General features: G+C 65.4%; 16 protein-coding genes, 1 tRNA gene, 1 other RNA gene and 1 pseudogene. 11 read left to right on the forward strand and 8 right to left on the reverse strand.

Features of this window, described 5'->3' with window-relative positions:
- Positions 1 to 98 precede the first annotated feature (98 nt).
- Positions 99 to 863, forward strand: coding sequence for an Lhr family helicase (locus tag V3572_RS10060; protein WP_332110864.1), 765 nt, complete (start codon positions 99 to 101; stop codon positions 861 to 863).
- Positions 864 to 891: 28 nt separating this feature from the next.
- On the opposite strand, the gene V3572_RS10065 is transcribed toward V3572_RS10060, so the two are convergent.
- The 7 genes from V3572_RS10065 to V3572_RS10095 form a co-directional block, all read right to left on the reverse strand.
- On the reverse strand, positions 892 to 1,287 hold the full coding sequence (locus V3572_RS10065) for a hypothetical protein (protein WP_332110865.1): 396 nt from the start codon (positions 1,285 to 1,287) through the stop codon (positions 892 to 894).
- A 121-nt stretch (positions 1,288 to 1,408) separates the two neighbouring features.
- Complete coding sequence (gene ispD / locus V3572_RS10070; RefSeq protein ID WP_332110866.1) at positions 1,409 to 2,644, reverse strand: 2-C-methyl-D-erythritol 4-phosphate cytidylyltransferase; 1,236 nt, start codon at positions 2,642 to 2,644, stop codon at positions 1,409 to 1,411.
- A gap of 94 nt (positions 2,645 to 2,738) precedes the next feature.
- An RNA gene (rnpB, locus tag V3572_RS10075) (RNase P RNA component class A) lies at positions 2,739 to 3,111 on the reverse strand.
- 74 nt (positions 3,112 to 3,185) lie between these two features.
- The gene (locus V3572_RS10080) at positions 3,186 to 3,950 is read right to left on the reverse strand and encodes a zinc ribbon domain-containing protein (RefSeq protein ID WP_332110867.1); all 765 of its coding nucleotides are present in this window, start codon (positions 3,948 to 3,950) and stop codon (positions 3,186 to 3,188) included.
- A 16-nt stretch (positions 3,951 to 3,966) separates the two neighbouring features.
- Complete coding sequence (locus V3572_RS10085; RefSeq protein ID WP_332110868.1) at positions 3,967 to 4,848, reverse strand: Nif3-like dinuclear metal center hexameric protein; 882 nt, start codon at positions 4,846 to 4,848, stop codon at positions 3,967 to 3,969.
- A gap of 93 nt (positions 4,849 to 4,941) precedes the next feature.
- Positions 4,942 to 5,017, reverse strand: a tRNA-Ile gene (locus V3572_RS10090).
- A 52-nt stretch (positions 5,018 to 5,069) separates the two neighbouring features.
- Positions 5,070 to 5,984, reverse strand: a complete 915-nt coding sequence (locus tag V3572_RS10095; RefSeq protein WP_332110869.1) for an NAD(P)/FAD-dependent oxidoreductase — start codon at positions 5,982 to 5,984, stop codon at positions 5,070 to 5,072.
- A 203-nt stretch (positions 5,985 to 6,187) separates the two neighbouring features.
- On the opposite strand from V3572_RS10095, the gene V3572_RS10100 reads away from it, so the two are divergent.
- From V3572_RS10100 to V3572_RS10145, 10 genes are all read left to right on the forward strand, one after another.
- Complete coding sequence (locus V3572_RS10100) at positions 6,188 to 6,490, forward strand: SH3 domain-containing protein (protein WP_332110870.1); 303 nt, start codon at positions 6,188 to 6,190, stop codon at positions 6,488 to 6,490.
- A 45-nt stretch (positions 6,491 to 6,535) separates the two neighbouring features.
- Entirely contained in the window at positions 6,536 to 6,832 is a 297-nt protein-coding gene (locus V3572_RS10105; protein ID WP_332110871.1) for an SH3 domain-containing protein, read from the forward strand.
- Between the two features lie 163 nt (positions 6,833 to 6,995).
- Positions 6,996 to 7,970, forward strand: coding sequence for a metal ABC transporter solute-binding protein, Zn/Mn family (locus tag V3572_RS10110; protein WP_332110872.1), 975 nt, complete (start codon positions 6,996 to 6,998; stop codon positions 7,968 to 7,970).
- Between the two features lie 108 nt (positions 7,971 to 8,078).
- Positions 8,079 to 8,891, forward strand: a complete 813-nt coding sequence (locus tag V3572_RS10115) for a metal ABC transporter ATP-binding protein (RefSeq protein ID WP_332110873.1) — start codon at positions 8,079 to 8,081, stop codon at positions 8,889 to 8,891.
- Positions 8,884 to 9,741, forward strand: coding sequence for a metal ABC transporter permease (locus V3572_RS10120; RefSeq protein WP_332110874.1), 858 nt, complete (start codon positions 8,884 to 8,886; stop codon positions 9,739 to 9,741). Before V3572_RS10115 ends, V3572_RS10120 begins: the two co-directional genes overlap by 8 nt.
- On the forward strand, positions 9,738 to 10,202 hold the full coding sequence (locus V3572_RS10125) for a Fur family transcriptional regulator (protein ID WP_332110875.1): 465 nt from the start codon (positions 9,738 to 9,740) through the stop codon (positions 10,200 to 10,202). Before V3572_RS10120 ends, V3572_RS10125 begins: the two co-directional genes overlap by 4 nt.
- 73 nt (positions 10,203 to 10,275) lie before the next feature.
- On the forward strand, positions 10,276 to 11,373 hold the full coding sequence (gene gmd, locus V3572_RS10130; RefSeq protein WP_332110876.1) for a GDP-mannose 4,6-dehydratase: 1,098 nt from the start codon (positions 10,276 to 10,278) through the stop codon (positions 11,371 to 11,373).
- 174 nt (positions 11,374 to 11,547) lie between these two features.
- Positions 11,548 to 11,898 (forward strand): hypothetical protein, encoded by a 351-nt coding sequence (locus tag V3572_RS10135; protein ID WP_332110877.1) that lies wholly within the window; start codon positions 11,548 to 11,550, stop codon positions 11,896 to 11,898.
- Between the two features lie 135 nt (positions 11,899 to 12,033).
- The gene (locus V3572_RS10140; RefSeq protein WP_332110878.1) at positions 12,034 to 14,604 is read left to right on the forward strand and encodes a TIGR03960 family B12-binding radical SAM protein; all 2,571 of its coding nucleotides are present in this window, start codon (positions 12,034 to 12,036) and stop codon (positions 14,602 to 14,604) included.
- A gap of 272 nt (positions 14,605 to 14,876) precedes the next feature.
- Positions 14,877 to 17,498, forward strand: a complete 2,622-nt coding sequence (locus tag V3572_RS10145; protein ID WP_332110879.1) for a M16 family metallopeptidase — start codon at positions 14,877 to 14,879, stop codon at positions 17,496 to 17,498.
- Between the two features lie 93 nt (positions 17,499 to 17,591).
- On the opposite strand, the pseudogene V3572_RS10150 reads toward V3572_RS10145, so the two are convergent.
- Positions 17,592 to 18,053, reverse strand: a pseudogene (locus V3572_RS10150) (hypothetical protein); the annotation flags it as partial.

Raw genomic sequence — 18,053 nt, forward strand, 5'->3', positions numbered from 1 at the left:
AGAAACCGAACGAAAAATCAGTGCATTGATTTCCCAAATGACCCTGGAGGAGAAACTGGGACAGATGTCGCAATTTGATCCGGGGCAATTTCGGGGAGATGAGGAGTTGGGTCGGCCGGGGACGGCTGGCCTCCTGGCGCGCGGCCCTGCCGCAAACGGGGATGTGGCGGCGCGTGACCCCGCCCCTGGCTGCACAGGACCGGCTGGAGATCGAGGAACAGGCCCGGGAGCGGGCCCGGCTGCTTTTGGACCGGTACGGGGTGGTCTTTCGGGACATGCTGGTCCGGGAGTCGGGGGCGTTTCAGTGGGGGGCGGCGTTTCGGGCCCTGCGGCTTCTGGAACTGTCAGGGGAGGCCGTGTCCGGGCGGTTTTTCGACGGCCCGGCCGGATTGCAGTTCCTGTCCCACCGGGGGCTGGCGGTTTTCAGGCGGCTGTTTGGGACGGACGCGGATGGCCGGGGCAGGGCCGCCCCGGGCCGGGAGACGTTTTGGCTGTGCGCCCTGGACCCGGCCGCGCCCGTTTTCGCCGGACTGGTCCTGCCCGGGGAGGGCGCGCCGCACAGGCCGCCGCGTCGGGCCGAGGGGACGCATCTGGTCTTTTGCGGCCAGGAGTTGGCGCTTGTCTCCGAGGGCCGGGGCAAGGATCTCTTCATCGGCCCGGGGCCGGACGATCCCGCCACGCCGGAGCTTTTCACCCCCCTGGTGCATCTGCTGACCCGGCCTGAAAAACCCCTCCGGCGGGTGGCCGTGGTCCGCATAAACGGCCAGCCCGCCGTGACAAGTCCCTATCGTCCGGCGCTTATGCGGGTGTTTCAGGTCACGGCGGACCACAAGGGCTTAAGCCTCACCCTGCGCCAGCCCTAATCCGCCCGCATCGGGCGCGGCCTGGGCCTTACGGCTGTTTGCCTTGCCCGACCCGGTCCGGGGTGGGGTACATCTTGGATTCGGTTTTGTCCGGATTTTTTTCCAGATGCCGGTAACGGTTCACGGCCACCCCGGCGAACCGGCCGATGATGGCCGACAGGTCCGAGGCGGTCCACATGGCCTCAAATTCCGGAAATGCCTGCAAACGGGCGCTGGCGGCAAAGCCCTTGTCCTCCGCCGGGGCCAGGGTCAAGTCCTCGTAGGCGGCCGGAAAACGGCCTTCGAACACCTTGGAAAGCAGGTCGGTCATGGCGTAGCTGAAGAATTTACGCACGTCTTCGGTGGATTCGGCCAGCCCAAGGTTGAGTCGAAAGGCGGGGAGCAGATCGTTTTCGATGCGGGTAAAAGAATGCTGCATGGACATGAACGCCTCCTGGAAAAAAGGTTGTCCTTTGTCCGAAACGTACCACGCCTTCGCCGATCAGGGTAGTCGGCGGGAGAATTCTTTTCTGGAGGCGGTAAAAAGGCCTCAGAGGGGGGGACGCTCAGGCCGGGCGAAGGACCGTGGCCAGGGCCACGGCTTTGATGCCGCGTTTTTCCCCGGTGAACCCCAGGCCTTCCTCGGTGGTGGCCTTAAGCCCCACCCGGGACGGGTCGAGTCCCAAAAGCGAGGCCAGGTTGCGCCGGATGTGCTCCCGGTGGGGGGCGATCTTGGGGATCTGGGCGATGATGGTGGCGTCCACATGGACCAGGGCCATGTCCGCCCGGGCCAGTTTCGTCAGCACTTCGCTTAAAAATATACCCGATTCCATGCCGGAAAGGGCCGGGTCCGTGTCCGGGAAAAGCGCCCCGATGTCTCCCAGGGCCAGACAGCCCAGCAGGGCGTCGGTTATGGCGTGCAGGAGCACGTCGCCGTCGGAGTGGGCCAGGACCATGGGGCCGCCTGCGATGGGCACCCCTCCGAGTTTCATGGGCCGGGCGTTGGCCGCCGTGGTCTCGGTCGGCCCGGCGTAGCGATGCACGTCGTAGCCGTGCCCCACCACGGGAATGCGCGGCGCGGCAGGGGGCTCGCGCCGGGCGAGCAGGTCCAGATCGGCGGGATGGGTGACCTTGACGTTGTCCGGCGAGCCTTCCACCACATGAACGGCGACGCCGATGCGCGCGACCATGGAGGCGTCGTCCGTGGCCGTGAATCCGTCGGCCCGGGCGGCCTCGTGGGCGGCCAGAAGGGAGGCCCGGGCGAAGCCCTGGGGGGTCTGCACGGCGGCCAGCTCCTTCCGGGGCAGGGTTTCCAGGGCCAGGCCGTCCGGGGAGACCCGGGTGATGGTGTCGGTGACGGCCATCCCCGGGATGACCGCCGGGTGGCCGGACAAAAGGGCCTGGACCACCCGGCCGACCAGGGCCGGGTCGGCGAAGGGCCGGGCCGCGTCATGGACCAGGACGTGGCGGCAATCGGGGGGCAGGGCGGACAGCCCGGCCGAGACCGAGTCCTGACGGCGGGCCCCTCCGGCCACGGTGACCAGCGGCAGGCGCAGGCCGTCGTCAGCGGCGTATTGCCGGGCCAGGGCCGTGGCCTCGTCCAGGCGGTCAGCGGGAAAGACCAGCACCAGCCCGGACAGGGCCGGACAGGCGGCCAGGCTTTGGGCGGCATGCCAGAACAGGGGACGACCGGCGAAGGTCAGAAACTGCTTGGGGACGCAGGCCCCGGCCGCCGCCAGCCGGGAACCGCTCCCGGCGGCCACGATCACGGCCCAGATATTTTGGTGGGGCGTATGGGACATGCTCGGGTTCCTTTCGGGCGTCGCCTGTCGTGGGGCCATGGGGCCTTGCGGCCCGGATGCGCCGCAGGACGGCGGGCGCATCCGGCGGAAAAAAGAAGGGAGTCGGACGATAAGCCGGGTTTTGTTCCCCGGGAGACCCGGGGCGGCCATCATTCCTCTAGGACCGGAATTACTTCCGGCCTCAAGCAACCTACCCGGGGGCATCGGCCGGGCCAGCCTCAAACGCCCCCCTATTTGGTTTTGCTCCGAACGGGGTTTGCCTAGCCGGTCGCGTCGCCGCGACCGCTGGTGGGCTCTTGCCCCACCGTTTCACCCTTACCTGCGGGGACAATGCCCCGCGGGCGGTCTGTTTTCTGTGGCACTTTCCAGGGATCGCTCCCTCTGGGCGTTACCCAGCGTCCCGCCCTGCGCAGCCCGGACTTTCCTCCCCGGACGCACGCGTCCGCGGCGATGGCCTGTCCGACTCCCAAATTGTATACATAATGCCGCAACCCGGCCTGGTCAAAAACGCCCGGCGGTGTGTCGCGAAGGCCGTCCGGGGCTAGGCCTCCTGGGCCGCCTCGGCCGGGGCCGTTTCGGCGGGTTCCTCGGCGGGCACATGGTTGCTCCAGTAGATCAGGCGCTGGCAGTTGGGGCAGCTTAAAATCTGCACGCCCTTTTGCAACTCGATAAACGACTGGGGCGGAATGCTGATGTGGCAGCCGGAGCAGATGCCGGCGGTGACCGGGACGATGACCGGGTTTTTTAAGCGCGAACGGATGAATTCATAGCGTTTGAGCACCGGAAGGGGCACGGCGTCTCCGGCCTGGCCGCGCAGGGAGGCCAGTTCGTCCAGACGGCCCTTGGCGTCGGACATGCGCGCATCGAGCCCGGCCCTGGCCGTGTCCAACTCGGCCAAGAGCGCCGCCATACGCTCGTCCAGGTCGCGGCGGGCGTCGAGTTGGCGCGTGAGCTCCTCGCTGACGGCGGACTTTTCTTCCTCGCGGGTGCGGTTCTGTTTTTCCAGATTGTCCATCTCCCGCATCATGGCGTGGTATTCCTTGTTGTTGCCGACCATCATGAGCTTGTTCTTGCTCTTTTTCAGGCGCAGGGCGTCGGTCTCGATTTCTCCGTCCAGGCGCTTTTGCTGCTCGGTCAAAAATTGGATCTTTTCGCCAAGGACGCTGCCTTCTTCTTCGAGAACCTGCAATTTGGCCTCCAGGGTGGAGACCTCCTTGGGGGCCGTGGTGAGTTCGTCTTCAAGCAGGACGATTTCGTCGTCAACCTTTTGCAAAACCACCAGTTGTTCGATTTGTTTCATGTACATGGCACGCTCCAAACGGTTATTCCGGCTTGCGCCGCGTCTGTCCGCCCACAAGACAGGGGGCCAGGGGGTCGCGTCCGGGAAAATGTCGCACCTCGACCCCCAAGGGACCGAGTTCTTCCGCAAAAGTGTCGGCCAGAAGCCGCATCATCCGTTCTTCCAGGCAAAAGTGCCCCACGTCCAAAACGGGGAGGGGGGCCTCCAAGGCCTGGTGATATTTGAGATCCCCCGTGACCAGGATGTCCGCCCGGGCCTGGGCGGCCGCCTGAGCCAGATCCGACCCGGAGCCGGGGCAGAAGGCCGCGCGGGCGATGTTCTCCGGGGGACGCCCGGCCAGGGTGAAAAACGTCCGCCCCGTCAGTCCGGCCAAGATGTCCAGAAATGCTCCATAGGGCAGGGGGGCGGGCAGATCGCCGACAAGGCCGAAGCCCATCTCCCGCAGGCCGTCCGGCAGGCGGGCCGGGTCGGCATGGTCCGGCAGGGGGCCGGTCGGTTCGAGGACGGAGACGTTCGCCAGGCCGAAATCCCGCATCGTCCATCCGGCGGGACCGTCCGGGCGCACGTCCAGGGAGGTGTGGGCCGCGTACAGCCAGGCCCCGTTCGAAAGCGTCAGGCGCAACACCTCGTGGTAGGCGTCCCGGCGGTCGGGAAGGCGGGGGACGAGCAAAAGGGGATGGTGGGTCAGGATGAAACGGGCGCCCCAGTCCAGGGCAGCCTTGACCGTGGCCGGTGTGGGGTCGAGGCCCACGGCCAGCTTCTCACAGGCGTCGACCGATCCGGCGATCTGGATGCCGCTTCTGTCCCAGGCGGCGGCATGGCGCGGATCGGCGGCGCGTTCGATGCGGCGGATGATGTCGGCTATCTGCATGCGCGAAAACAAAAGGCGCTTTCCCGTGGACACACCCCAAGAAAGCGCCTTTTCACTCCGTAAGGCCGCATCCGGCCTTTTTTCGATTCGGGTCTGGGAGAAACGATGCGCAATGGTTTCCCTTTCTGGTGGGCCCACCAGGATTCGAACCTGGGACCTGCCGGTTATGAGCCGGTGGCTCTGCCAACTGAGCTATAGGCCCGATGAAAATGTCTTGTGGGAACTTGGTTTTTTAGCACCGGTAGGCTACGGCGTCAAGATTTTTCCGCCTTGCCGACCTTGCCCATCTCTTTAAGATAGGAGATGGCCGACTTCCCGGCCTTGGCCCCTTCGCCGACGGCCACGCTGATTTGCAAGAACCTCCCCACGCAGTCGCCTGCGGCGAATATCCCGGGAACCCCGGTTTTCTGGTCATGGTCCGCGTCGATGAAGGCCCCGCGCAGCGGCAACCCCAGGGTCTTGGCGAAGTCCAGGGCCGAGGCCTGGCCCATGGCCACGAAGATGCCGTCCAAGGGCACGTCATGGCCGTCGTTGGTGTGCGCGGTGGCCAGGGCCGGTTCGCCGGACAGGGTTTTTAACGTCTCCTGGCGCACCGGGATGGCTGCCTGGGCCAGGCGTTCGGCAAATTCCCCGCTCATGCTGGGGGCCTTGCCCTGGGTGTAGATGGTGACGTTCGGGGTGAAGGTGGTCAGTTCCAGGGCCTGGTTGGCGGCGTAGTCGCCCTCGCCGAGCACGGCCACGGTCTTTCCCCGGTAGAAAAAGCCGTCGCAACTGACGCAGTAGGACACCCCCTTGCCCTCGTAGTCCGCAATGTTGGTGATGCCCGGGCGGACCCGGGCCACGCCTGCGGCGATGACGATGCTGTCGGCCGCATATTCGTTCTTGTCGGTTTTCACCGTAAAGCCGCCGGTATCCCCATAGTGGGCCCCGAGCACGCGTTCGCAGCGCAGGCTGGCCCCGAAGCGCCGAGCCTGGGCCGCGCCGCGTTCGATCAGTTCCTTGCCGGTGATGGTCTCGGGAAACCCGAAATAGTTGTCGATGTCGTAGTCGCCCGCGACCTTGGGGTCGCAGCCGAGGACCAGGGTGTCCACCCCGGCCCGGGCCGTATAAATGGCGGCCGACAGTCCGGCCGGACCCGCTCCGATGATGAGGCATTGTGCATGTTCCATGTCGCGCTCCAGGAAAAAGGTTTCATCTGGTCAGTTAGGTCCGGTCAGGGGGACAGTCAATCCCGGCATTCGGCAATTCCTCCTTTTTTATGGACAAAAGACATGATTGCGCTTAACCTGTAACACACTGGAGTATGTCGGGCGGCCTGCCTGCGTCGCGCATGGCGCCGCCCCCGATGGCGAGTATCCAAGGAGGTCTGGAGATGAAAACCGTCAAGATATTGATCGTCGCACTGGCCTTGAGCGCGGGGTTGGCCGGATGCATGGTTTCGGTCGATCCTCCGCCGCGTTCGGTGGTGGTGGTGCGCGATCCCTACGCCCCGGTGCGCACGGTGAGCGCCAGCGTCAATCTGCGGACATGCCCCTCCACCTCGTGCGCCGTGATCATGACCCTGCGCAAGGGGGACAACGTGCGGGTGATCGGCCGCGACGGCAGCTGGGTCAACGTGGTGGTCATCGGTCCCGAGACCGAGGGCTGGATGTCGTCCAACTACCTGTTTTGGTAATGACGCAGGCGCCCCGGGCGCCGCTCGATCCAAGGAGATGCCGCTATGGTGCTGCGTAAAACGATGATCTGGTCCTGCCTTGTCCTGGCGGCGGTGTTCGCCGCAGGTTGTCAGGTGCGCGTCGAGGGTCCGCCCCGGTCCGAGGTGGTGGTTGTCGAGGAGGTCCGCACGGTGCGCGGCACGGCCGAGATACGCACCTGCCCGAGCATGTATTGCGACGTGCGCATGACGGTCTATCGCGGCTGGCAGGTCCGGGTGTTGGGCTACCGGGACGGCTACGCCGAGGTGGCCGTGGTCGATACCCACGTGCGCGGCTGGATACTCACCCGCATGCTGTATTGATCATTGGACATTGCGTTTTTTTCCGTGGGCCGGGATTTTTCCCGGCCCTGTTTTTTTCTTGGGCGCCCATGCTCCGGCCTTGATCTTCCGGGTCGATTTGACTAGCACCTCTTGAATGCAACTGAGTTGCATCACGATTGTCCGACAACCCGGAGGAAGCTTCATGAAACGACTGCTTTGCGTGATTGCGTCCCTTTCCGCCCTGGCCCTGGGCTGCCTTCCGGCCCTGGCCGCCCCCCTGCCCGTCACCGTCAGCATCGCCCCCCAGGCCTTTTTCGCCAAGCGTATCGGCGGCGACAGGATCGCCGTCACGGTCATGGTCCCGGCCGGGGCCGACGCCCATACCTTCGAGCCCAAACCCAGCCAGATGGCCGCCTTGCAGAAGGCTAGGCTCTATTTCGCCGTGGGCATCGACTTCGAAAGGGCCTGGCTGCCCCGGTTCGCCGACGTCAACAAGGCCATGACCATCGTGCAGACGGACAAGGATATCGTCAAAATCGCCATGACGCCCCACGCCCATGGCCATGACCACGACGCGGACAAGCCGCAGTCCGACCACGACCATGACGCAGCCAAGGCCGACGCGTCGGCCGCCGTCCCGGCCGGTCATGAGCACGGCCACGATGACGACGGACACCGCCATGAGGGGCTGGACCCGCATGTCTGGCTGGGCCCGTCCCAGGTCAAGATCCAGGCCACGGCCATGCGCGACGCCCTGATTGCGGCCGACCCGGCCGGCGCCGAAGCCTACCGCGCCGGATACGAGTCCCTTTCCGCCGACATAAACGCCCTGGACAAGAAATTGCGGGCCGCCTTCGCCGCCGTCCCGGAGGGCCAGCGGAAATTCATGGTCTTTCACCCGGCTTGGGGGTATTTCGCCAAACAGTACGGCTTGACCCAGGTTCCGGTGGAGCGCGAGGGCAAGGAGCCCGGCCCGGCCCAGCTTGCGGCCCTCATCGACGAGGCCAAAAACGACAGGGTCCGGGTCGTTTTCGTCCAACCCCAGTTCTCCGACCGCAACGCCGAGGTGGTGGCCAAGGCCATCGGCGGTTCGGTGGTCGGGGTTGATCCCATGGCTGAAGACTGGCTGGCCAACATGGAGAAGGTGGCGGCGGCCTTTCAGGCGGCCATGAAATAAACCCGGCTCATCGAAATTCCGGGGGGGGCCTTGATATGGGATTCCAAAGGGCGAAGCCCTTTGGCCGCCGGAGGCTCCCCCCCGGCCAAGCATGAACAAGGAATCCGAATGCCCGAAACCGTTGTGTCCGTTGCCGGGGTATCGTTCGCCTATAACGGCCAGGATGTCCTTTCGGGCGTGAACCTGACCGTGGCCCGAGGGGATTTCTTGGCCGTGCTCGGCCCCAACGGCGGCGGCAAGACCACGCTTTTACGCCTGATCATGGGCCTTTTGCAGCCCGGGGAAGGGCTGGTGCGCGTTTTCGGCCACGATCCCGCCTGGGCCCGGGGCCGCATCGGCTACGTACCCCAGCAGGTGGCCGGAGGCATGCTGCGCCGGGACTTCCCGGTCACCGTGCGCGAGGTGGTGCTCATGGGGCTTTTGGGGCCGGGGCGCGTGGGCGGTCGACGCGGCTTCTGGTGGAGCGCGGCGGACAAAAGGCTGGCCGAGGCGGCCCTGGCCCGGGTGGAGATGGACCGCTACGCCGCCCGCCGCTTCCCGGCCCTGTCCGGCGGGCAGCAAAAACGGGTTCTCATCGCCCGGGCCCTGGTCGCCGCCCCGGAGCTTCTGATCCTGGACGAACCCACGGCCAACATCGATCCCCAGGGCAAGTTCTGCTTCCACGAGGTGCTCTCCCGGCTCACCCGGGACGTGACCACCATAGCCGTCAGCCACGACCTGAGCCTTTTGACGGCCGGGGTCACGGCCGTGGCCTGCGTCAACGGCGCCCTGGCCTACAACCCGGCCCCGGAACTGACCCAGGAGATGATCGCCCTGATCTACGGGGTGCATAGCCACCGCTGCCCCATGGACGCATTTATCCGGGGCATCCCCACCATGCTCGACCTGCGCCGGAAGTCCGGCGAGACCCCCCATGCTTGACGCCCTGTCGTTCGATTTCATGCAAAACGCCCTGTTGGCCGGGCTTTTGGCCTCGGTGGCCTGCGGCATTATCGGCGCCCTGGTGGTGGTCAACCGGCTGGTGTTCCTGGCCGGGGGCGTGGCCCATGCGGCCTACGGCGGGGTGGGGCTGGCCTTTTTCCTTGGTCTTCCGGTGTTGCCCATGACCTTCGGATTCACGGTCTTCGCGGCCCTGTCCATGGGCGCGGCGACGCTACGCCGGGCCGAGCGGGCGGACACCATGGTCGGGGTCATGTGGGCCGCCGGGATGGCCCTGGGGATCATCCTCATCGATCTGACCCCGGGCTACAACACGGACCTCATGAGCTTTCTGTTCGGCTCCATCCTGACCGTACCCGGGGCGGACATCTGGCGCATGGCCGTCATGGATGCGGTCATTTTGGGGCTGACGCTTCTGTATTACAAGGAACTGGCGGCCATGTCCTTCGACCGAGAGTTTTCCGAGGTGCGCGGCGCGCCCGTGGTCTTTTTGCACTATCTGCTTCTGGCCATGACCGCCGTGTCCGTGGTCATGCTCATCCGGGTGGTGGGGCTGATCCTGGTCATGGCCCTTCTGACCATCCCGCCGTATCTGGCCGAGCGGCGTTCTACCTCGCTGTTGGGCATGATGGCCCTGTCCGCCCTGTGCAGCATCATTTTCTGCGTGGCGGGACTGATGGTCGCCTACCGCTTCGACCTGACCTCCGGGGCCTCCATCATCGCCGTGGCCGTGGCCGCGTTTGTTGCCGTGGGCCTTTTCGACATCATTCGGGCGCGCTTTTCCGGACGGGCCGGACGGGCCGGAGCCCGGGAAAACGGGGGAGGGACATGATGGCCGACGCGGAGTTCCGGGACATCCTGCGTGAGGTCGGCATCGAGGCCACGCCCATCCGGTTGGCGGTCCTGGCGGTCATGGCCGAAGAGGGCCGGGCCGTGAGCGCCATGGAGATTGTGTCGGCCGTTCGCCGGAATCGTCCGGCCAACAAGGTCACGGTGTACCGGGCGCTCGACCTGTTCGTGGAGAAGGGGGTGGCCCTGCGCCACGCCTTGGAAGACCGGGCCTTTCGCTACTGTCTGGGCGCAGCTCACCATTCGGCCTTCCATTGCCATGTCTGGTGCCGCCTGTGCGGCCGCATGGAATGCGTGTCCGAGGCGGCGGCCGGGCTTGGACCGGGCGTCCTCGGGGAACGCCTGGGCATGGAGGTCACGGGCGTGGAAATACGCATCGACGGCATCTGCGATCACTGTCGCCGGGCCGGGGAGGGGGCGTCTCCCCGGCCGTTGTCGCATTGACGCCAGTGTCCCAAAAAGATACCTCGTCCGCAGTATTCCTCCCCCAACCAGCCTTGTGCGGAGTTTCCGACCCATGACCCAGCCAAAAGTCGCCCTCATAACCGGTATCACGGGCCAGGACGGCGCATACCTGGCCGAGTTTCTGCTTGAAAAGGGCTATTTGGTGCATGGCGTCAAGCGCCGCTCGTCGCTGTTTAACACCCAGCGCATCGATCATCTTTATCACGACCCCCACGACTCCGGCCGTCGCATGATCCTGCATTACGGGGATATGACCGACGCCACCAACCTCATCCGCATCGTCCAGCAGGTGCAGCCCGACGAGATCTACAATCTGGCCGCCCAAAGCCACGTCAAGGTGTCTTTCGAATCTCCCGAATACACGGCCAACGCCAATGCCCTCGGCCCCTTGCGACTGCTTGAGGCCATCCGCATCCTGGGGCTGGAGAAAAAGACCCGCTTCTACCAGGCCTCCACCTCGGAACTCTTCGGAGAGGTCAAAGAGAGCCCCCAGACCGAGACAACCCCTTTTTATCCCCGCAGCCCCTACGCCGTAGCCAAGCTGTACGCCTACTGGATCACCGTGAACTACCGCGAGGCCTATGGCCTGTTCGCCTGCAACGGCATCCTGTTCAACCACGAGTCCCCGGTGCGCGGCGAGACCTTCGTCACCCGTAAGATAACGAGGGCCCTGGCCCGTATCGCGCTCGGGCTCCAGGAGCGCCTGTACCTGGGCAATCTGGACGCCAAAAGGGACTGGGGCCACGCCAGGGACTATGTGGAGATGCAGTGGCTCATGCTCCAGCAGGACGCGCCAGAGGACTATGTCATCGCCACGGGCATGCAACACTCCGTGCGCGACTTCGTGACCATGGCCGCGCATGAGGCGGGCATCCCCCTGCGTTTTACGGGCTGCGGGATCGAGGAGAAGGGATACCACGCCGAGACCGGACAGTGCCTGGTGGCTGTCGATCCGCGTTATTTCCGGCCCACGGAGGTGGATAGCCTGCTTGGCGATGCGGCCAAGGCCCGGCGGAAGCTGGGTTGGACGCCGCGCATCACCCTTGCGGAAATGGTGGCGGAGATGATGGGCGCGGACATGCGCGAGGCCCAGCGCGACGCCCTGTGCCGAAAGGAAGGCTATTCCACCTTCTGTTTCAACGAGGAATAGGGCGGAGCCGTTTTTCAGGACGCGCCCTTGACAGCATCCCCGGCGGACACTACCTCAAACCGTCCCCGCATTGCGGGGCGACCATGATCGGCCGACGCCCGGGGCGCGGCCGGTCTTTCCCATAAAAGAAACACGCGCCGCCTGGGCGCGCGCGCATACGGAAAGGAGCTTGACATGGCCTATGACATCCGGCTGGTGAAACTGGTCAACGGCGAAACCATCCTCGGCAAAATGGATGAGAGCGGCAAAAAGCTGAACGACGTGGCCATTCTCCAGACCGTGCCCACCCAGCAGGGCGTGCAGATGCTTATCCTGCCCTTCGGCTATCCCTTCGAAACCGAGGTCGGTGGGGAGATCTCCACGGAACACGTGATGTACGAATACAAAAAGTTCCCCGATGAGATCAAAACCAAGTATCTGGAAGCCACCAGCAACCTCACCCTGTCCACGGCCGGGGATCTGCGGACCCTCAAAAACATGGCCGGGCCCGCCAAGGGCGGCCTGGGCGGACTGATCACAAAGTAGCGCGAAACGGCCGCCGTCGGCTGTTTTTCACCTCTCGCCGCTGTTTCGACTGCATCCGGCCGCCGCATGGGCGTTCCCCCTGCGGCGGTCCTTCCCTGTTTCCCGGGCGGCCCGCATTGGCGCCGGAGATTTTCCATGCGCGACATCCTGGCCCTGGTCCCCAAGCCAAGCCATTTTTCCGGAAGCGAGTGGGGCGTGGTGCGCAAACCCGGCGCTTCCGCCCGGGTGGCCCTGGCCTTCCCCGATCTCTACGAGGTGGGCATGTCCTATCTGGGGCAGGCCATCCTGTATGAAGCCGTCAACCGCCGCGACGGCCTGGCCGCCGAACGGGTCTACGCCCCATCCAAGGAGGCCGCCGCCGTCCTGCGCGACAAGGGCGCGACCCTGTGCACCCTGGAGACCGACACCCCTCTTTCCCTGTGCGACATGGTGGCCTTCCACCTGACCCACGAACTGTGCTACACCAACGTCCTTTTCATGCTCGATCTGGCCGGGCTGCCGCTTTTTTCCTCCGAGCGCGACGCCTCCATGCCCCTGGTGGCCGCTGGCGGCGGCTGCGCCTTCAATCCGGAACCCCTGACCCCCTTCATCGACATCGCGGTGCTTGGCGACGGCGAGGAGATTCTGCCCGCCCTGCTTGAGGCCGTGCGCGATTCCCGGGCCAGGGGCGAGGACCGGGCCACGCTTTTACGCGCCCTGTCGAGGCTGTCTGGCGTCTATGTGCCTTCTTTTTTCGAGGCCGCGCCGGGCGGCGGCGTACGACCCCTGGTTCCCGGCTACGAGCAGGTGGAAAAGACCCTGACGCCCGATCTCGATGCGGCGGTCTTTCCCACCCGGCGGCCCGTGTCCTTCGGCCAGGCCGTGCATGACCGGCTGGCCGTGGAGATCGCCCGGGGATGCACCCGGGGCTGCCGCTTTTGCCACGCGGGCATGGTCTATCGCCCCGTGCGCGAACGCAGCCTGGACACCATCTCCTCCCTGGTGGAGGAGGGCCTGCGCTGCACCGGCTTCGAGGAACTGTCCTTTTTGTCCCTGTCCACCGGGGACTTCTCGGCCCTGGAGAGCCTTTTTTCCCAGTCCGCGCACAAATGCCGCCAGGAGCAGGTGTCCATCTCTCTGCCGTCGCTTCGGGCCGGAACCTTAAGCGATCCCATGCTCGAAATCATGGCCCGCATCCGCCGCACCGGCGCAACCCTGGCTCCAGAGGCCGCCACCCAGCGCCTGCGCGACGTGATCAACAAGGGCATCTCCGAGGAGGACATCCTGTCCCATGCCGGGCGGCTTTTCGCCAAAGGCTGGCAGCAGGTCAAACTCTATTTCATGATCGGGCTTCCCACCGAGACCCGGGCCGACGTCCAGGGCATCTTCGAGCTGTGCCAGCGGGTGCTGGCCCTGGCCCCGCGCGGCGTCAAACGCCTCCAGGTCACGGCCGCCGTGTCCCCCTTCGTGCCCAAGCCCCACACCCCGTTTCAATGGGAACGCCAGGACTCGAAGGAAGACACCACCCAAAAGATCGCCTTTTTGCGCGAGATGTTCGCCACCAACAAAAAACTGGTCATGCGCTGGCATGAACCGTCCATGAGCCGCCTGGAAGGCGTCTTCTCGCGCGGCGACCGGGCGTTGTCCGGGGCCGTGCTGCACGCCTACCGGGCCGGGGCGCTGTTTTGCGACTGGCTGGACCATTTCGATCCCGTCCTGTGGGACGAAACCTTCGCCGCCTGCGGCATCGATCCCGACGCCTACCTGGCCGCCCGCGACCCTGACGCGCCCCTGCCCTGGGACCATCTGAAAACCGGGGTGTCCACGGCCTACCTCAAACGGGAACGCCGCCGGGCCCGGGAAGGCGCGCTGACCCCGGACTGCCGCTTCGGCGACTGCTCCGGCTGCGGCCTGTGCTCCTTCGACGGCCGCCGTTGCGGGCTTCCCTCCCAGGCCCATCTGGACATCCGGCCCCGGCTCAACCGCAGCCGTCCGGAAGTCCCGGCCGAGGCGGCGGCCCCCGATACCGCCACTGAAGACCTTACCCTCAAGGCCGCCCACTACCGGGTCTGGTACGCCAAACTCGGACCCGCCGCCTATTTGAGCCAGCTCGAACTGCAAAGCGTCTTCGAACGCTCCCTGCGCCGGGCCGGGGTCAGTCCCACCTTTTCCAGCGGCTTCCACCCCATGCCGATTCTGTCCTTCGGCTGGGCGTTGCCCGTGGGGGTGGAAAGCCAGGCCGAATGGTTCGCCGTTTATCTGCGCAAGCCCCTTTCCCCTGAGGCCTTCGCCCGGCTCCTGGCCCCGGCCCTGCCCGAAGGGCTCGTGTTGTCCCACGTCGAGGAATTGGGCATGGGGCGCAAGGTGACCCAACCCGTGGCCGAGGAATTCACCCTGCGTGTTCACGCCCCGGGCGCCCCGGCCCTGGCCGCCGAAACCCTCGCCGCCTTCGCCGCCCTCGCCGCCGCGCCACACTTCCCCTATCTGCGCGAGACCAAAAAAGGCGTGAAAAGCGAGGACATCCGGCCCTTGTTCGAACACCTCGAACCCCTGGCCCCGGATACCCTGCGCCTTGTGTTCTCCTGGCGGGAGAAATATATCAGTCCCCTGAAGCTCATTCGCGCCGTCTGTCCCGACACGCCGCCCGAGGCGCTTCGGCTCACCAAGACGCGACAGATCTTTGCGGGAGGCGGGGGCGCCGCCCCCGTACCCCCGGCAGGGGGGTAACCCCCCTGCACCCCGTGTACGCATCGGCCTCCGGCCGGAAGGCTATGCCTTCCGGCCGGAGGCCGACGCGAAACCACGGGTCGCATCGTCTCCCGAAACCCGCGTTTCCGGGCTTGGGCCGCCGCCGCAAAGCGGCGAAGGCCCAAGCCCGGTGACGGGGGGTCCGGGGGGACATTGTCCCCCCGGGCGGGGTACGGGGCGGCAGCCCCGATAGCCCGATAGCTGGGCAGCTGGGCGGGGCGGCAGCCCCGATGTACTAAGGAGGAATGCTGATGCTGCGCAATGTGATTGTTTTTTTCGTCATGTTTATGGCGGGTCTGTCCCAGGCTGCGAACGGGGCCGTGCCCAGGATATCGGTTTTAAAAAACGGGATGACCGTGGCGGTGATCGAGGACGAGCGGTTTCCGTTGGCCTCGGTGCGTTTGTACGTGCATGCCGGGTCGGCCTATGAGACGCCGGAGCAGTCCGGGATCAGCCATCTTTTGGAACACATGGTGTTCAAGAGCACGCAGAAGCGCCAGGTGGGCCAGGCGGCCAAGGACATCGAGAGCGCGGGCGGCGCGGTGAACGCGGCCACGAGTTTCGATTATACGGTTTTCTATGCGGACATGCCTGCGGACAGGTGGCTGGTGGGGCTGGAGGTCATCCAGGACATGATTTTCGGGGCCAGGTTCGACCCGCAGGAGCTGGCCAGCGAAAAAAAGGTGGTGCTGTCCGAGATCGACCGGGGCAAGGACGATCCGCAAGACGTCATCTTCCAGGATCTGCAGGCCCTTTTGTGGCCGGGAACCGGCTATGAACGCCCGATCATCGGATTCCGGAACACGGTGTCAGGGTTCACGGGGGAGGACATCAAGGGATATATTTCCCGGTGGTATCAGCCTCAGTCCATGCTTTTGGTGGTAGCGGGCAAGGTGGATGCCGGGGAGGTGGTGCAACAGGCCGAGGCCCTTTTCGGGGGGATGCAAAATAGCCGGACCATCATGCCGCCCATGCCCCTGACGCTCACGCCGGGGGTCAAACCCGAGATCAAGGTGGAGTTCGGGGAGTGGAACAAGGTCTATTTGAGCGTGGCCTTTCCCACGGCCGGAATGCGTGCCCCGGAGGAAGCGGCGCTGGAGATTTTCGCCCAGCTTCTGGGGGGCGACGAGACCTCGCGGCTGTATCGCACGTTCAAGTATGAGAAGCGGCTGGTGGACGAGATTTCGGCATCGTCCATGACCCTGGAACGCGGCGGCGTGCTGTATATCGGGGCCACGCTGGACGCGGCCAACCTGGAGACGTTCTGGAAGGAGCTTTTGGCGAATCTGGCCGGGCTCCGGGTCGGGGATTTCACGGACCGGGAGATCGAGCGGGTCAAGCTCAACCTCGAAGATGGACTGTTTCGGGCCAAGGAGACCATCCCGGGGGTGGCCTCCAAGTTCGGATCCTTTTTGTTTTACGGCTATGGGATCGAGGGCGAGGCGAATTATCTGCGGGCGGCGTCCCAGGTGGACAGGGCGGAGTTGCAGAAGGTGATGGACGGGGTGCTGCGTCCTGGCGATCTGCGGGCCGTGGCCCTTTTGCCCAAGGACGCAAAGGGCAAGGTGGACGCTACGCAATTGGAAAAGGCCGTGGCCGGGGTGTGGCCTGCGGCGGCTGGTTCGGCCAAGGCCCCGGGCGGCGTGGGCCGGGAGGATAAGGCGGAGATCGTGGATCTGGGCGGCGGCCGCAGGCTGGTGCTCCAGCCGGACGCGGCCCTGCCGTATGCGGCCGTGTCCATGGTCTTTGCTGGCGGCGACACGCTTTTAACCCCGCAGGACCAGGGGTTGGCGCAACTGGCCTCGGCGGCCCTGACCATGGGGACGGCCAGTCGCGGGGCCGTGGAGATCCAGGACTTTTTATCCGACCGGGCGGCCACGCTGTCCGCTGCGTCGGGGCGGGACACGTTCAGCCTGGAGGCCCGGTATCCGGCCCGGTTCGCAGGCGACGTGCTGGGGCTTTTCGCCGAGGTCATGCGCGAACCGGCCTTCACCGCCTCCGAGGTGGATCGGGCCAGGCAGAGCCAGCTGGCGGACATCAAGCGCCAGGAGGACGAGCCCATGGGGCTGGCCTTCCGCAAGCTTTTCCCCTTTCTGTATGCCTCGGGCGGCTATTCCTACACCCGGCTTGGGGATTCCGAGCGGGTGGCGGCCTTTACCCCGGACGACGCGCGGCGGTTTTTCGCCCGCCAGATGCGCATGCCGTGGGTGGTGTCCGTGTGCGGCGACTTTGACCGCGAACAGATGGTGGCCCTGGCCAAATCCCTGGCGGAGTTGTGCGGCCCGGCCGAGCCCTATGCCTTCGCGGCGCCCGAATGGGGAAAGAAGCGGGAGGAGAAGCTGACCCTGGCCGGGCGCAATCAGACCCATCTGCTGTGGATCTTTCCGGTCTGCGGCACGTCCGGGGCGGACACCCCGGGGCTTGAGCTGTTAAACAGCGCCCTGGCCGGGCAGGGCGGGCTTTTGTTCCGTGATCTGCGCGACAAGGAGAGCCTGGGCTATTCGGTGACCTCGTTTCTGTGGCAGTCGGTCAATACCGGGTTTTTGGCGTTTTATATCGGGACGGAGCCGGACAAGGCCGCCCGGGCGCTGGAGGGGTTTTCCCGGGTGGCTGGGGACTTGCGGCGGCAGGGGGTGCCTGCGGCCGAGATATCCAGGGCCAGGAACCTGTTGTGGGGCGACTACCAGCGGGGACGGCAACGCCTGGGGGCGCGCAGTTCCGAGGCGGCGAGCGAGCTGGTGCATGGCTTTGGCATGGACCATAAGCGTGAGATCATCGAGAAGGCCGTGACCCTGTCCGGGGAGGATGTGAAGGCCCTGGCCGGGAAATATCTCGACCCGGACAAGGCGTACATCATGCGTATCGATCCGTAGCCGCCCGTAGCCGGGCGGGTGTGACAAAAAAACGGCCCGTCCTCCGGGAGAGGATGGGCCGTTTTTTTTGGGGCATGAATCGCAGCGGGCCGGTCAGGGCTTTGGAGAAGCGGCCTCCAGCATGGATTTTTTGTACTGCTTCACCAGCTGTTCTTTTTCCAGGTAGACGGGCTGGAACCAGAAGCTGGCGTCGCCGGCGCCGTCCTCGGGATGGTAGACGCAATAGATGTTTACGTCGCCAATGGACCAGGAATTGTAGTGCTTTTCCGGGATGGTCTCCGTCGGAGGGCCGTAGGTGGCCCGCAGATCCCCCAGCACGGCCATGAAGGTCTCGGCGCCGTCGAAATCGATCCAGACATGGTAGAAGGCGTTGTCGTAAAATTCGTAGAGGATGCGTGAGACGCCGTGCCCGGCGAAGGTGTTGGGCATGCTGGTGCGGGAATAGGTGGTGGTGCGCAGTTCCGGTATCTCCGCTTCCAGTGTGGAATCAGACATGGCCGTGGGGGGCGATCCGAAGGCGATGCCGCCGAACCCCTTGGGGGGGGCGGGGATGGA

The organism is Desulfolutivibrio sp., assembly GCF_036584575.1.
Classification (GTDB): Bacteria; Desulfobacterota; Desulfovibrionia; order Desulfovibrionales; family Desulfovibrionaceae; genus Desulfolutivibrio.